The 15,161-nt window shown below is 61.6% G+C and carries 13 protein-coding genes; 9 read left to right on the top strand and 4 right to left on the bottom strand.

What is annotated here, in order from left to right:
- Positions 1 to 56 precede the first annotated feature (56 nt).
- From LB568_RS12525 to LB568_RS12505, 5 genes are all read left to right on the top strand, one after another.
- Positions 57 to 1,316: an N-acetylmuramoyl-L-alanine amidase gene (locus tag LB568_RS12525; RefSeq protein ID WP_224730280.1), complete on the top strand. Its 1,260-nt coding sequence runs from the start codon at positions 57 to 59 to the stop codon at positions 1,314 to 1,316.
- Between the two features lie 213 nt (positions 1,317 to 1,529).
- Positions 1,530 to 3,974, top strand: coding sequence for a penicillin-binding protein 1A (locus LB568_RS12520; protein ID WP_140573560.1), 2,445 nt, complete (start codon positions 1,530 to 1,532; stop codon positions 3,972 to 3,974).
- 150 nt (positions 3,975 to 4,124) lie between these two features.
- A protein-coding gene (gene prfB / locus LB568_RS12515; RefSeq protein WP_150111225.1) for a peptide chain release factor 2 occupies positions 4,125 to 5,256 on the top strand; the annotation gives its coding sequence in 2 pieces (ribosomal slippage) (positions 4,125 to 4,190 and positions 4,192 to 5,256; 1,131 coding nt in all).
- Positions 5,257 to 5,289: 33 nt separating this feature from the next.
- The gene (locus tag LB568_RS12510) at positions 5,290 to 5,712 is read left to right on the top strand and encodes a GFA family protein (RefSeq protein ID WP_224730279.1); all 423 of its coding nucleotides are present in this window, start codon (positions 5,290 to 5,292) and stop codon (positions 5,710 to 5,712) included.
- Between the two features lie 312 nt (positions 5,713 to 6,024).
- Positions 6,025 to 6,402: a hypothetical protein gene (locus LB568_RS12505; protein ID WP_224689758.1), complete on the top strand. Its 378-nt coding sequence runs from the start codon at positions 6,025 to 6,027 to the stop codon at positions 6,400 to 6,402.
- Positions 6,403 to 6,478: 76 nt separating this feature from the next.
- Here LB568_RS12505 and LB568_RS12500 read toward each other — a convergent pair whose 3' ends face one another.
- Complete coding sequence (locus LB568_RS12500) at positions 6,479 to 7,348, bottom strand: NmrA/HSCARG family protein (protein WP_224730278.1); 870 nt, start codon at positions 7,346 to 7,348, stop codon at positions 6,479 to 6,481.
- Positions 7,349 to 7,452: 104 nt separating this feature from the next.
- Between LB568_RS12500 and LB568_RS12495 the strand changes: the two genes are divergently transcribed.
- The 4 genes from LB568_RS12495 to LB568_RS12480 all read left to right on the top strand — a co-directional run bounded on the left by LB568_RS12495 (position 7,453) and on the right by LB568_RS12480 (position 10,468).
- Positions 7,453 to 8,343 carry a LysR family transcriptional regulator gene (locus tag LB568_RS12495; RefSeq protein WP_224730277.1) on the top strand — a complete coding sequence of 297 codons (891 nt, stop codon included), beginning with the start codon at positions 7,453 to 7,455 and terminating at the stop codon, positions 8,341 to 8,343.
- A gap of 106 nt (positions 8,344 to 8,449) precedes the next feature.
- The gene (locus tag LB568_RS12490; RefSeq protein ID WP_013895747.1) at positions 8,450 to 8,818 is read left to right on the top strand and encodes a GFA family protein; all 369 of its coding nucleotides are present in this window, start codon (positions 8,450 to 8,452) and stop codon (positions 8,816 to 8,818) included.
- Between the two features lie 154 nt (positions 8,819 to 8,972).
- Positions 8,973 to 9,623, top strand: coding sequence for an OmpA family protein (locus tag LB568_RS12485; protein ID WP_013895746.1), 651 nt, complete (start codon positions 8,973 to 8,975; stop codon positions 9,621 to 9,623).
- Between the two features lie 239 nt (positions 9,624 to 9,862).
- A complete protein-coding gene (locus LB568_RS12480; RefSeq protein ID WP_013895745.1) occupies positions 9,863 to 10,468 on the top strand; it encodes a hypothetical protein in 606 nt (201 codons plus the stop codon).
- A gap of 84 nt (positions 10,469 to 10,552) precedes the next feature.
- On the opposite strand, the gene LB568_RS12475 is transcribed toward LB568_RS12480, so the two are convergent.
- From LB568_RS12475 to glf, 3 genes are all read right to left on the bottom strand, one after another.
- Positions 10,553 to 12,163, bottom strand: a complete 1,611-nt coding sequence (locus tag LB568_RS12475; protein WP_224730276.1) for a DEAD/DEAH box helicase — start codon at positions 12,161 to 12,163, stop codon at positions 10,553 to 10,555.
- A 192-nt stretch (positions 12,164 to 12,355) separates the two neighbouring features.
- Entirely contained in the window at positions 12,356 to 13,129 is a 774-nt protein-coding gene (locus tag LB568_RS12470) for an NAD kinase (RefSeq protein ID WP_041164248.1), read from the bottom strand.
- 598 nt (positions 13,130 to 13,727) lie between these two features.
- Positions 13,728 to 14,912 (bottom strand): UDP-galactopyranose mutase, encoded by a 1,185-nt coding sequence (gene glf / locus LB568_RS12465; RefSeq protein ID WP_224730275.1) that lies wholly within the window; start codon positions 14,910 to 14,912, stop codon positions 13,728 to 13,730.
- Between the last annotated feature and the right edge of the window lie 249 nt (positions 14,913 to 15,161).

The raw sequence follows: 15,161 nt of genomic DNA, 5'->3' as shown, positions 1-15,161 counted from the left end.
CACTTCGACGAAACGAGCGGGCGCCGGGCGCCAAACCGGGAGCGACTGGAAGAGAGATGGGACTGGCAGACCTCGCAGACAAGGGATGTCGTGTCGGCGGCCGGATTCTCGGCGCCTTCTGTTTCTTGCTGCTGGTGGTTTGTTCCCCCCTTTCCCCAGTCGCCAATGCCGCCGATGCGCCGCTGGTGGCGAAAGGCTACAAGATGGCGGGCGATGCCACCAAGATGCGCATCGTCATGGAATTCGATCGCGAGCCTGACATCAAATGGTTCCTGCTGCGTGCTCCCAATCGTCTGGTCATCGACCTGGCGAACACCAGACTGGCCATCGATGCCAAGGATCTGAAGCCGCGCGGTCTGGTCAGGGGTGTGCGCCTGGGCGAACTCGGCGACGGCGTTTCGCGGCTGATCCTCACCGGCAAGGGGCCGTTCGCCGTCGACAAGCTCGATGTGCTCAAGGACGAGGACGGCACCGGCTACCGCATAGCCATCGACATGTCGGCGGCCTCCGCGCGCGAGTTCGATGCAGCCCTTGCCAACCAGGCGCTGACCACCGGCTCCACGGTTTCGACCGACAAGGGCGGGCGGGTCGGCACCGGGCCCGTCTCCAATCCCGGGCACCGCTTCACGGTCGTCATCGATCCCGGTCACGGCGGCGTCGATGGCGGCGCCGAGGGCCTGAATGGCACCATCGAGAAGAACGTCACGCTCGCCTTCGCCACGGAGTTGCGCGACAAGCTCGCCGCGGCCGGCAAATACGATGTCTTCATGACCCGCGACAGCGATGAATATTTGCGCCTGGACGACCGAGTCCGCATTGCGCGGCAGCATGAGGCCGATCTGCTGATTTCGATCCACGCCGACACCATCAGCGTCAAGGGCATCCGCGGCGCCACCGTCTATACGGTTTCCGACAAGGCGTCGGATCCCGAGGCGCAGGCGCTGGCCGACCGTGAAAATCTCTCCGACCAGTTCGCCGGCATGGTGATCAAGGACGATAAGAAGGAGGTGACGGACATCCTGATCGACCTGATCCGCCGCGAGACGCACACCTTTTCAATGAGTTTCGCCCACACATTGGTCGGCCAGCTTTCGACCAGCGTCGGCCTCATCAACAATCCGCAGCGTTCCGCTGGGTTCAAGGTGCTGAAGGCGCCAGACGTGCCATCGGTGCTGGTCGAACTCGGCTATCTCTCGAACGCCAAGGACGAGGCGCAGCTGCTCAACGCCGATTGGCGCGACAAAGCCGCGCAAAGCATCACCAACGCCGTCGCGCTTTTTGCTTCCGCCCGTGCCGGAACCGGAACCGGAGGCTGACATGCCTGGCCACGCCTGCAACCAGAGGCGGCGTTGCTGTATGACAACACCCGATGCCTTTATTTCCAGCACGCGGCCACGAAACAAGGCCTTGCCGTATTTTGTCCACATGGCGGCGACATGGGTTTTCGATTACGGTTTGGGCCCGGCACGAAAGCTTGCGCGGAAGGCGGCTTCGTTTAGGAAATTCCCGAACCAAGGACTGGAGCGGGTATGATTCGTCTCATTGGCTATTTCTTCGGCATCGGCACGACGCTGGCCCTTCTGGTCGCGGCGGGCGTTGCGATTTACATCGGCCATGTGGCAAAGGATCTGCCTGACTACGAAGTGCTGGCCAAATACGAACCGCCGGTGACCACCCGCATCCATGCCTCGGATGGCTCTCTGATGGCGGAATATGCGCGCGAACGGCGCCTGTATTTGCCGATTCAGGCGATCCCCGATCGCGTCAAGGCTGCCTTCCTGTCCGCCGAGGATAAGAATTTCTACAATCACCCTGGCGTGGACATAACGGGATTGGGCCGGGCGGCGCTCACTTACGTTTCGGGTGGACCGATGCAGGGCGGTTCGACGATCACCCAGCAGGTTGCCAAGAACTTCCTCCTGACCAACGAGCGCTCCCTGGAACGCAAGGTCAAGGAGGCCATCCTTTCGTTTCGCATCGAACAGGCCTATTCCAAGGATCGCATCCTTGAACTCTATCTCAATGAGATTTTCTTTGGCTTCAACGCCTACGGTGTCGCTGGCGCCGCGCTGACCTATTTCGACAAGTCGGTGAACGAATTGACCGTGGCCGAGGCCGCTTATCTGGCATCGCTGCCGAAAGGCCCAGCCAACTACAATCCCTTCAAACATGCCGATCGGGCGCTTGAGCGGCGAAACTGGGTCATCGGCCAGATGGTCGAGAACGGTTACGTGACTCCCGAAGAGGGTGCGAAAGCGAAGGCCGAGCCACTTGGCGTTGCCCCGCGCCGCACCGGCTCCTACCTTTTCGCCGGCGAGTATTTCACGGAAGAGGTTCGCCGGCAGATCATCGCCCGTTACGGCGAGAACGCGCTCTATGAGGGCGGCCTGTCCATTCGCACCACCCTCGACCCGAAGGTCCAGCTCATTGCCCGCAAGGCGATGCAGAACGGTTTGATGAAATACGACACGCTGCGCGGCTATCGCGGGCCGGTGAAGACAATCGACGTGTCTGGCGACTGGGGCGCCTCGCTGGGCGCCGTCAAGGGGCTGGAGGACGTTCCCGAATGGTCGCTTGCCGTCGTGCTCGACAGTTCGGCGACTGGATTGTCGATCGGCCTGCAGCCCGCACGCCAGGCGTCGGGCGAGATCGTCAAGGAACGCGTCGAAGGCACCGTCAGCAAGGACGACATGGGTTTCGCCATGCGCCATTTGGTCGATGGCAAGACAGTCAGGGCCAAATCACCGGCCGACGTGCTGAAGCCAGGCGACGTCATCTTCGTGCAGAAGAACGAAGGCTCCGACAACACCTACAGCCTGCGCCAGGTTCCCGAGGTGGAGGGTGGCCTGATCGCCATGGATCCGCACACCGGCCGCGTACTGGCCATGGTCGGCGGCTTCTCTTATTCGCAGTCGGAATTCAACCGCGCCACCCAGGCGATGCGTCAGCCGGGCTCCTCGTTCAAGCCGATCGTCTATTCGGCCGCGCTCGACAATGGCTACACGCCGGCCTCGGTGATCATGGACGGACCGATCACCATCCAGAGCGGCAACACGACCTGGACGCCGAAGAATTATGACGGCACCGTCGCCGGTCCGGCGACGCTGCGCTCCGGCATCGAGAAGTCGCGCAACCTGATGACCGTGCGGCTTGCCAACGACATGGGTATGAAGCTCGTCGTTGAATATGCCGAGCGCTTCGGCGTCTACGATCATCTGGCGCCGTATCTGCCGATGGCGCTTGGCTCTGGCGAGACCACCGTCATGCGCATGGTTTCGGCCTATTCGATCATGGCCAATGGCGGCAAGTCGATCAAACCGTCGCTGATCGACCGCATCCAGGATCGCTACGGCAAGACGGTGTTCAAGCAGGATGAACGTGGCTGTGAAAGCTGCAACGCGCCTGAATGGAAGAACCAGCCGGAGCCGGAACTGGTCGACAATTCCGAGCAGGTTCTCGATCCGATGACCGCCTACCAGATCACGTCGATGATGGAAGGCGTCGTCCAGCGCGGCACCGGCGCCACCATCGGTGAGCTCGGCCGCCACATTGCCGGCAAGACCGGCACCACCAACGACGAAAAGGACGCCTGGTTCATCGGTTACACGCCGAACCTCGTGGTCGGCCTCTACATGGGCTACGACACGCCGCGCGGCCTTGGCCATGGCGCCACCGGCGGCGGTCTCGCGGCCCCGATCTTCAAGGATTTCATGCGCGTGGCGCTGGACGGCACGCCCAATGTCGACTTCAAGGTTCCCGATGGCATGAACCTGATCGCCATCAACCGCAAGACCGGCATGCGGGCGGCATCGGGCGATCCGGGCACCATCGTCGAGGCCTTCAAGCCGGGCACCGGCCCCGCCGACAGCTATTGGGTGATCGGCATGGGCGCCGACGGCTCCAATGCCTCCGGCGGCGCCTTGTCGCCACAGGCCAACCAGGCCATCCAGGACGGCGGCGGCGGACTCTACTAACGGGTCCGGTCGTCGGCACGGCTGGCCTTGGGGTTGGCCCTGGGGCCGGCCCATTCGCTTTGCACATGTTCGCTTTACACATGGCGGCGCCGTCCCTATGTATCGCGCCGACCGAAGTGTCACTTCAGCAACAGGACAAAATACCAGGCCATGCGCGCGGAAACGCAGAATATTGTCGACGAGATCAGGCAGGCGATAACCCTGCTGAGGAGGCATCTTTGACTGGGATCAGGCCATAAAGCGGCTTGAATACCTGAACGTTCGCGCCGAGGACGCCAGCCTATGGAACGAACCGCTGGAAGCGCAGAAGCTGATGCGCGAGCGCCAGGGCCTCGAGGAAGGCATTGCATCGGTCAAGGGCCTGACGCAGGCGCTGGAGGACAATATCGGCCTGATCGAGCTCGGCGAGGAAGAGGGCGACGAAGGCGTCATCGCCGAGGCCGAGGCCGCGCTCCGCTCCATGCAGGGCGAGGCGAAAGCCCGCCAGGTCGAGACACTGCTGTCGGGCGAAGCCGACGCCAACGACACCTATCTCGAAGTCCACGCAGGCGCGGGCGGCACCGAAAGCCAGGACTGGGCCTCGATGCTTTTGCGCATGTACACGCGCTGGGCCGAGCGCCGCCGCTTCAAGGTCGAGGTGCTGGAAGTGCATGACGGCGAAGAAGCAGGCATCAAGTCCGCGACTTTGCTGATCAAGGGCCACAATGCCTATGGCTGGCTGAAGACGGAATCCGGCGTCCATCGCCTGGTGCGCATTTCGCCCTATGACAGCAATGCGCGCCGGCACACCTCCTTCGCCAGCGTCTGGGTCTATCCGGTCATCGACGACACGATCGAGATCGACGTGTCCGAATCCGACGTCCGCATCGACACCTATCGCTCGTCGGGCTCGGGCGGCCAGCACGTCAACACCACCGATTCGGCCGTGCGCATCACCCATATCGCCACGGGTATCGCGGTTGCCTGCCAGGCCGAGCGTTCGCAGCACAAGAATAAGGCCAAGGCTTGGGAGATGCTGCGCTCGCGCCTCTATGAGGAGGAACTGAAGAAGCGCGAAGCCGTTGCCAACGCGACCGAAGCGTCCAAGAGCGATATCGGATGGGGCCACCAGATCCGCTCCTACGTGCTGCAGCCCTATCAGCTGGTGAAGGACCTTCGTACCGGTGTCGAAAGCACCAGCCCTTCCAGTGTGCTCGATGGCGACCTCGACGATTTCATGGAGGCTTCGCTGTCGCAACGCATCGAGGGCGGTGCGGGTGAAGTGGTGGCGGATCTGGATTAGAGCAGCCGCTTGAACGACGGAGCTGAACCGACGATGGCACGCAGGCTCTCGGGAAAATGCCTCTGCGGAGCAGTGCGCTACGACGTCGCCGACGAATTCGTCTACGCGGCCAACTGCCACTGCTCGAATTGCCGGCGGACCACCGGTTCGGCCTTCAAACCTTTTGCCGGGATCGAGCGAGACAAGTTGGCCCTCGTCAAGGGCGAGGACAAGCTCCTGATCTTCGGCGATCAAAGCGGCGCTCATGACGCCCACTGCGGACTGTGCGGCTCATTGCTCTATTCGCTCGTCCGCGAAGGAACCTTTTTCCATGTGCCGATGGGAACCCTTGTCGACGATCCTTTCATCCGTCCGACCGCGCACATTTTCGTCGGCTCCAAGGCGGCCTGGTTCGACATCACCGACGACCTGCCGCAATATCAAGAGCACGTGATCGTCGGCTCCGACGCTCGATAGGCTGGAACCGATTCGGGCCGATCGCCGTTATTTCGTTGCTCGCCCGTTAGTCGAAACTCGCATGCCGGGAGTGGAACCTGGCCTGAATCTCGTCAGCAATCGCAGAGGGTTGGCGCCTGCACGGCGATATCGCCGATAGCAGCAGCTTCTTGCGCCTACCAGGGAATCAGCCCAGCATCCAAAGGCTGGGAGAGAAAAAGCATTTATGGCCGGACGCGGCATATCTGCGACCTGACGATCCGGCCACTGGGAAGACACGTTCCGGGAACGGGCAAGCGAAACGCTTGATGCTCGTTTGAAAGGAACGTTTCCATGTCTGCTGCCACATTCCGATCGGCCAGAGCCGTTCAGCCGGCTGGCCGACTTATGTTTTCCCTGCTCGCCATCGGTGCGCTCGCGATGCTTACGCCAGCTGCCTTTGCCCATGACGCCAAGCCCACGGCGGCAAAGCCGCAAGGCTGGAGTTATCCATTCGCTTGCTGTGCCAACTATGATTGTCGTGCCACACACACCGGGGAAGTGCTGGAGAAACCCGAAGGCTATGTGATCGCCGGCACCGGCGAGGTCGTTCCCATGACAGACAAGCGCATCAAGGACAGCCCTGACGGCGAGTTTCACTGGTGCGCTCATCAAGGCGGTCTCGATGCCGGCAGGACGATCTGCCTGTTCGTCCCGCCGCGCTCTTTTTAGGTTGTGACAAATGCATCGGAAGACCAGCCATCGTTCCACAACCTTGCTGAGATGGCTGGCCTGTGACGTTGTTGCCTCACGCGGAGGCCGCGACTGCTGAGGCGAAGTCGCGATATGGGCGCAGTGGGCGGCCCAGAAGCGCGGTCAGGCGCTCGACGTCACCGGCTTCCGGCAGCATCCCGTCGGTGAAGAAGCGCTCGCCCATCAAGCGCATGTCGTAGGCCATCCAGGCGGGCAGGAACTGCTTGAGGTTTTGCTCGAAGCCCTCTGTGTTGTCGCCGCTATAGTTGATCGGCCGGGCAAGCACGTCTGACCAGATTGCGGCGATATCCGTCCCGGTCAGTGTCTGCGGACCGACGAGGTTGATCCGTTCGATCGCAAGTGGCTCCGCGGACTGTTCGCGGCGCAACAGCTCAAGGGCGGCGATTTCGGCGATATCACGGGCGTCGATCATGGCAAGACCCTTCGTGCCGATCGGCATTGGGTAGGTGCCGTAGCCGGTGATGGTGTCTTCGACCATCAGATCGTTCTGGATGAAGTAGGCCGGGCGCAAGATCGTGGCCTTGAAGTCCATCTGCTCGATCATCCGTTCGACGCCGAACTTGCCGGCGAAGTGCGGCACGTTCACGTAGACGTCAGCGTGGATCACCGACAGATAGACGATCCGCTCGATGCCGGCCGATCGGGCGACGTTCAGCGCGACCAAGGCCTGGGTGAACTCGTCCGGTACCACGGCGTTCAAGAGGAACAGAGTGGAAACTCCAGACATGGCTTTGCGCAGCGAATCGACATCGAGAAAGTCGCCTTGCACGATGGATACGCCTGCCGGGAAGCTGGCTTTCGACGGATCGCGGACGAGGGCACGTACATCGGCGTTGCGCTTGACGAGGTGGTCGACGACTTGGCGCCCAATGTTGCCCGTGGCGCCGGTAACGAGAATGGTCATGAAATTTCTCCTGTTGGGGTGCTTGACGCCTCCCATATGTGTGGCTCACAAAGCGCCAAATAGGCGGAAAATTTAGACGCATCGTCTCACTGGTGGAACACGCCATGGATCTTCTTGCCCTCACGGATTTCAATCTCGTTGCCCGCCATGCTGGCTTCGGCAAGGCGGCAAGGGCCACCGGCCGGCCCAAGGCAACGCTGTCCCGGCGCGTTGGAGAGTTGGAAAGCAGTCTTGATCTGCGCCTGTTTGAACGGGGCGCGCGTGACTTGAAGCTGACCGAGGAAGGACGGGCCCTCTTCGAGCGGACGGGGACGTTGCTTGCCGAACTGGACGAGACGGCGGCGGCGATTGCCTCGGGCGGTCAGAGACCCAAGGGCAGATTACGGATCAGTGCACCTCTCCATTTTTCTCAGACCGCAATGGGGAGGATAGCCGCGGGATTTGCCGTTAAGTATCCGGAGGTTAGGCTGGAGGTCACGACCGAGGATCGGTATGTGGACATGATCGAGGAAGGTTATGACCTGGCAATTCGAGTCAATCCAGATCCCGACGAAAGCCTGGTCGGACGGGCGTTTCTGCGCGACCGTCTGGTCGTGGTGGCAAGCCCCGGCCTTCCTCGCACGACAGATGGACTCGCCGCTCCTAGCGTTGCCCGCGGCCCAGGCGATCGGCAAACATGGCACGTGAAGACACAAGCTGGCCGCTCGACGATTACAGTCGAGCCTGTCCTCACGCTGTCAACGCTCATCATGGTCCGGGACGCGGTGCGAGCCGGCGTCGGTGCGGGACGGCTTCCCATTTCATTGGTGACCCACGACTTGGCTGACGGCACATTGGTGAATTGGGGAGATATCGACGGCCCCGAGATCTCTCTATGGGCGCTCTACCCATCTCGGCGGCTGCTCAGTGCGCGCGTATCGGCGTTCTTGGACTTCCTGAAACAGGCTTTCCCAAATGGGACGCCGGACGAACTGGCCGCCTATATTGGCAGGTGAAGGCCGAGGTTGCCTTCAGCCGTAGCCTGCTGACGGACAGTTGTCAGCATCGCTTCTTTATGGTGCCCTGTTGCAGGGGCGGCGGCCAACGGAGAGGTGATGTTTCATGACCATCAAGGGAAGCTGCCACTGCAAGGCGACAATGTTCGAGGTCTCGCAGGCCCCACAAACGGTGACGCAATGCACCTGTTCGTTCTGCTCGAAGCGCGGTTCGCTGTGGGCCTACTACATCCCCTCGCAGTTCAAGCTCATCACGCCGCCGAACAAGGTTTCCTTCTATCAGTGGGGATCGAAAACCGTAAAACATGGGTTTTGCGCCATCTGCGGCTGCGGCACTTTCACCGAAACACCGGACTGGTCCACCGGCGAGCCGGATTTCGACAATCCGAAGATCAGCGTCAATTCACGGCTGTTCGATGATTTCGATCTCGACAAAGTCGAAGTGGTGGTCATTGACGGCAAGAATCTCTGGTAGCCAGCCAACACGGTTCGTTACCCGACCGGCTCCAGGGAAAAAGCCGTTGCAGGCGATTTTTCCCGTTCCGCTTTTCGCCGCATTTCATGGTACAAGTCGCGGCAAGGGCTGATTTGGCGCCGTCGAAAAGGCGCGACTTGGAGAGGGACCATCTATGAAGAAGACCGTGCTCGTCGTCGTGGCGACGGCTTTGCTCGTGAGCGCCTGCACCACTACGGATCCATATACGGGCGACCAGAAGATTTCCAACACGGCCGCGGGTGCCGGTCTTGGTGCCCTGGCGGGTGCCAGCCTCGGTCTGCTTGCCGGCGGCAATGACCGTCGCAATGCGCTGATAGGCGCCGGCATCGGCGCGCTGGCCGGCGGCGCCATCGGCGCCACGATGGATCAGAACGAAGCGGAGTTGCGTCGGCAGCTCGAGGGCACTGGCGTCAGCGTCACCCGCAGCGGCGACCAGATCATCCTCAACATGCCGTCCGACATCACCTTCAATTCGGATCAGGATGCGGTGAAGCCGGGCTTCTACCAGGTGCTGAACTCGGTTGCGCTGGTGCTGAAGAAGTTCAAGCAGACCACGGTCGACGTTTTCGGCCACACCGATTCGACCGGTGGCGACCAGCACAATTTCGATCTGTCCCAGCGTCGTGCGCTGGCGGTCGCCAATTATCTGGCCGGCCAAGGCGTCGATCAGCGCCGCTTCGCCGTCACCGGCTTCGGCAAGACGCGTCCGGTCGCTTCCAATGCGACGTCCGAGGGCCGCGCCCAGAACCGCCGCGTCGAAATACAGCTTTCGCCGCTCACCTGATCTGTCCGGTAAGCGCCCCGACCTGTTCGGCAAGCCAATACAAAACGGCTCCCACGCGAGCCGTTTTGTTTAAGTGCGCGCTCTATTTTAGCGATTTCTAATAAATTTCTTTCCCGCGACAATGGAAAGGAATATCATCCTCGCTGTTCCGGAGGGGATGAGGCGGTACAACCGGCCGCGCAATCAGCATTTTTCCGCCTCGGTCTTGCACGGCCAGATCAGAAGTCTGGGAGGAATGCATGACAAGAACAGCCACCCTTGGGCGCTGCGGCGTCCTTGCTTTGACAGGCATTGCAACTTTATGGCTGGGCCTCGCCGCGGCGAGGGCCGAGGACGCCAACAAGGCCGACATCGATGCCTTGAAAAAATCGCTCGCCAAATATGAGGATTACACCGCCGCCGTCCGCGACCTCTATCTGTCGACGGTCGGCTGCGTCTACTACAGCGGAGAAAAGATAGCGGGCTCGATGGATTACCCGAAGGGCGCCATGGGCATCCATTTCGTCAATGTCCCGAGTGTCGGCCAGAAACTCGACCCGATGAAGCCCAACGTCCTGATCTACGAGCCGACCAAGAAAGGCCTGAAGTTGGTCGGTGTGGAATGGCTGGTGCCGCTGACGCCGGACGTCAAAGCGCCGCCGAAGCTGTTTGGACAGACCTTCATGGGCCCGATGGAGGGGCACTATCCGCTCATCCCGAGGGAGTTCGTCCACTATGACCTTCACGCCTGGCTGACGGACAATCCGAACGGCATGTTCAGTCCGACGAACCCGAAGGTGAAATGCAACAAGGCCGAGTTTCCGATGCTGGAGAAGCCGACCAAGATGATGCCAGGCCCGATGTAGCAGGCACGCCAAGCCGAGGCCCGTCGATATCCATCGGTGCGTCTACCGAGGGCAAGCCGGATCGCTGGCTTGCCCGCCCGGGAATCAGACCTTGGCGACGATTCGCATGAAGGCCGGCATGTCGTCGCCGAAGCCGACGGTGGCGTCGTTGTCTTCCTGGTGGCGTTGACGGCCAGGGCGGTTGTTGTCGCCGCGCTGCGGCCTTGTATCACCGCGCTCCGGTGCGCGCTCATTGCGATCGGAGGATTTACGCTCGGTGTTTTCCGAGCGGATTGCATCCTTGCGCGCGCGCCGTTCGACAACGTCGGCGACCGGCGTCTCTGCCGCATCGGACTGCTCCTGCTGCTGGGCAGCCACGGCCGGGGCGTCTTCCTCGCTGTGTCTGGCGCGACGTTCGCCGCCCTTCTTGCGCTCGCCCCCGTCCTTGCGCTCGCCCCTGTCCTTACGGTCGTCATCCTTGCGGCCGGCACGGCGCGGTGCGCCTTTGCCACGGCGCGGCGCGTCGTCCTCGCCTTCGCTGGCGACCACCGTCGACAGATCGCCGTCATGCCACTCGATCTTGGTGCCGATCAGCCGCTCGATGGCGTCGATATACTTGGTGTCGGATTTGGTCGCGATGGTGAAGGACTTGCCCGAGCGCCCGGCGCGGCCGGTACGGCCGATGCGGTGGACATAGTCCTCGGCATGGATCGGGACGTCATAGTTGAAGACGTGGCTGACATCGGGGATGTCGAGGCCGCGCGCGGCGACGTCCGAAGCGACGAGGTAGCGCAGCTTGCCATCGCGGAAATTGGCCAGCATCTGCATGCGGGCGCGCTGGTCCATGTCGCCATGCAGCGCACCGGCGTCGAAATCATACTTCAGCAGCGAGCGGAACAGTTCCGACACCTCGACCTTGCGGTTGCAGAAGATGATGGCGTTCTTCAGTTCGGCATCTTCAGCCTTGATCAGGTTGCGCAGCGTCTCGCGCTTGTCCCAGGGTTTCGAGCCCGACTTGACCAGCCGCTGGATGATGTTGGTCGCGGCCGACGCGGCCTTGGAGACCTCGACACGCACCGGCGCGTGCAGGAATTTTTCGGTAAGCTTGGTGATTTCCGGCGGCATCGTCGCCGAGAAGAACAGCGTCTGCCGGGTGAACGGGATCATCTCGCAGATGCGTTCGATATCGGGGATAAAGCCCATGTCGAGCATGCGGTCAGCCTCGTCGATGACGAGGATTTCGACGCCGTTGAGCAAGAGCTTGCCGCGCTCGCGGTGGTCGAGCAGGCGGCCGGGCGTCGCGATCAGCACGTCGGCGCCACGCTCCAGCTTCTTGTCCTGTTCGTCGAACGACACGCCGCCGATCAGGAGCGCGATGTTGAGCTTGTGATTCTTGCCGTACTTGATGAAGTTTTCCTCGACCTGCGCGGCAAGCTCACGCGTCGGTTCCAGGATCAGTGTGCGCGGCATTCGGGCACGCGCGCGGCCCTTTTCCAGCCGGGTCAGCATCGGCAGCACGAAGGAAGCCGTCTTGCCGGTGCCGGTCTGGGCAATGCCCAGCACGTCCTTGCCGAGCAAGGCGTGCGGAATGGCGCCGGCCTGGATCGGAGTCGGCTGCGTGTAGCCGGCATCGGTAACTGCGGAAAGCACCTTCGGCGACAGGCCGAGGTCTGAAAAGGTCAACGCTTCTTGAGCGGTCGTGGTGTCTGAGGACAAGTGTTGCTGTCTTTGGCTGGTTCGGGGAAGCGCAACGTTGTTCGTCGCGGCAAGCGCCACGCGCCTGCAAGATTGGTATTGCGATTAGGCGCAAGCCCGCGATTTGTCAACAGAAACGGGTGGGATTGGCGCGATTGTGAAGTCGTAACCTTAATCGCGATGCTTAATCCGGCTGCTTGTGTCTGTACCGGCTCAATACCGGAACTGTTCGGCCAGGATGCGCTCGTTCCAGGAGTGGTTGGGATCGAACAGCAAGGTCGCCGTCGCCGTCGGCGACTCCCGCACCGTCACGGTGGTCACCGCCTTGACTTCCGTATGGTCGGCGGCGGCGTTCACCGGCCGCTTTTCCGGCTCCAGAATGTCGAAGCGCACGGTCGCCTTGTTGGAGAGCAATGCACCGCGCCAGCGGCGCGGACGGAACGGGCTGACCGGGGTCAGCGCCAGAAGCGGCGCGTCGAGCGGCAGGATCGGGCCGTGCGCGGAGAGATTGTAGGCCGTGGATCCGGCCGGCGTCGCGATCATGACGCCATCGCAATTCAGCTCTTCAAGCCGTATCTGATCATCGATGCTGATGCGAATCTTGGCCGTCTGATAGGATTGGCGCCACAGCGCCACTTCGTTGATCGCCAGAGCCGAGACCGTTTCGCCTTCCGAGGTGACGGCCAGCATCTCCAGCGGGCGGATCGTTTCGGCGACCGCTGCCGCGATGCGCTCGGTGAGCCCACCGGAACGGTACTCGTTCATCAGGAACCCGATGGTGCCACGGTTCATGCCGTAGACCTTCTTTCCCGTCCCCATCGTGTCGCGCAAGGTCTGCAGCAGGAAGCCGTCGCCGCCCAGGGCCACGACAACCCCTGCATCCGCGACTGGACATTGGCCATAGCGCGCCGACAGGCTTTCCAGCGCCGCCTTGGCGTCTGCTGTGTCGGACGAGACGAAGGCGATGCTGTTGGCGGCTGTGCTCATGGCTTCCCGATCGCGACCGATTGGCGGCAGTTCCGACCGCGCCAGCGCCGGGGTAGCATGGGGCGGGCAGGTCTGCAAAGAGAGCCGTTGTGTCGGCCGCGAAGCGATCGCGCCGCGGTCTGCCGAGGCCGGCCGGTCGCGGTTGATGTCAAGGCACCAACGAATGTGATGGTTAAGGCCGGGCGTAACCTCTCGTAAAGCTGGATCGATCATGTTAGCCGGCATGGGTGGCGTGGGGCGCCCGCAGCATTGCCGGATCCTTCGGGACATCAAAAGGACGCTGCGGCACTTTTGATCTGTGTGCATGATCCCTCGAGAATATCCTGATGTTCGGGGATGTGCGCGCCAACCAGACGAGGCCGACATATTGCCGGTAGCACGCCTGATCATCGTTTTTGTCATCCTGGGAAGCTTTGCGCTGGTCTTCGCCGCGCTGGTTCGCCAGTCGGAAGAAATGAGCAACAGACCAGTACCCACCGCATCTCGCTGTGGCGATGCCGCCGGAATGCCTTGCCCGCAAAGGGCGGAGCTGTAAGCCGTACGGCCTCATTCCGATCGTTAAGTCATTTCCGACCGTGAAGTCGTTGCGACCGTGAAATCATGCCGATCGCGGAAGTGAATCGAGCTTGCCTGTGAAATGGGGGGCAAAGACGGTTTCGAAGGCCTTGAGGGCCGCGCCGATCGCCTGGTGCATGTCGAGATACCGGTAGGTGCCCAGCCGTCCCCCCAGATGCAGGTTTTTCTTGGCCGCCGCCCTTTCGAGGTAACGACGGTAGATCGCTTGGTCCTTGCGTGTGTCGATTGGATAGTAAGGTTCGTCGGCGCGGCCGGCGAAACGGGAATACTCGCGGCCGATGAGTGTCTTGTCGCTTCCGTGCTGGCGTTCCGGATTGAAATGCCGGAATTCGACCACGCGGGTGTAGGGCACGGCTTCGTCGGCATAGTTCATGATCGCCGTGCCCTGATGATCCGGTGTGTTCACCACCTCCAGATCGATATCGATGGTCCGCCAGCCGAGTTCGCCCTCGCAATAGTCGAAATAGCGATCGATCGGGCCGGTATAGACGACCGGCAGGTCCTTCGGCAGCAGGGGCTTGATGTCGAAGAAGTCGACGCCAAGCCGTGTTTCGATGAGGTCGTGTGCAAGCATCTTTTCGAAGATCGCGGTGTAGCCATCCACGGGCTGACCCTGGAAACGGTCATTGAAATAGCCGTCCTCGAACGTGTAGCGGACCGGCAGGCGCGCGATGATCTGCGCCGGCAGTTCGCGCGGGTCCGTCTGCCATTGCTTGGCGGTGTAGCTCTTGATGAAGGCTTCATAGAGGGGACGGCCGACAAGGGAGATCGCCTTCTCCTCGAGATTGGCCGGCGGGCGGTCGCCAAGCTCCGCAGCCTGCTCGGCGATCATGCCGCGTGCCTCGTCCGGGCTCAGCCGCTTGCCGAAGAACTGGCAGATCGTGGCGAGGTTGATCGGCAGCGGATAGACCTTGTCGCGATAGGTCGAGAATGCGCGATGGCGATAGGACGTGAAGCCGGTGAAACCCTGCAGATAGTTCCAGACCTCCTCGTTGGAAGTGTGAAACAGATGCGGCCCGTAACGATGGATTTCGACGCCGGTGACGGGATCCTGCTCGGTATAGGCATTGCCGCCGATATGCGTGCGCCGATCGATCACCAGCACCCGCCGGCCGAGTTGGGTGGCGATACGCTCCGCCAGCGTCGCGCCGTAGAATCCCGCGCCGACGATCAGGATGTCGGCTTTGCTCAGCAGGTTCTTGTCCATTCGGCCGATCCATCCAGCGTTTGAAGTCCGTGCCTTATTGGCTGCTGCCGCTCACGACACAAGCGAAAAACGACATGGGGTTGAAGTGTTTGGAACACGAGGTGGCAGTCCGAATGGACAGAAATATTTTTTGGCAAGCTACATCAGCTTTGTTGTAGCCTGAAAGAAACTTCAGTATTCGACCACCTGATTTGTCATCGTTGGTCAATCGGCCGAGTAAACCATCGCCATCACAGGATTGTACGTTTC

Source organism: Mesorhizobium sp. B263B2A (assembly GCF_020165775.1).
Lineage (GTDB): Bacteria > Pseudomonadota > Alphaproteobacteria > Rhizobiales > Rhizobiaceae > Mesorhizobium > Mesorhizobium opportunistum.
The sequence above is the reverse complement of the archived record's forward strand: the minus strand, read 5'-3'. Positions and strand labels throughout refer to the sequence as shown.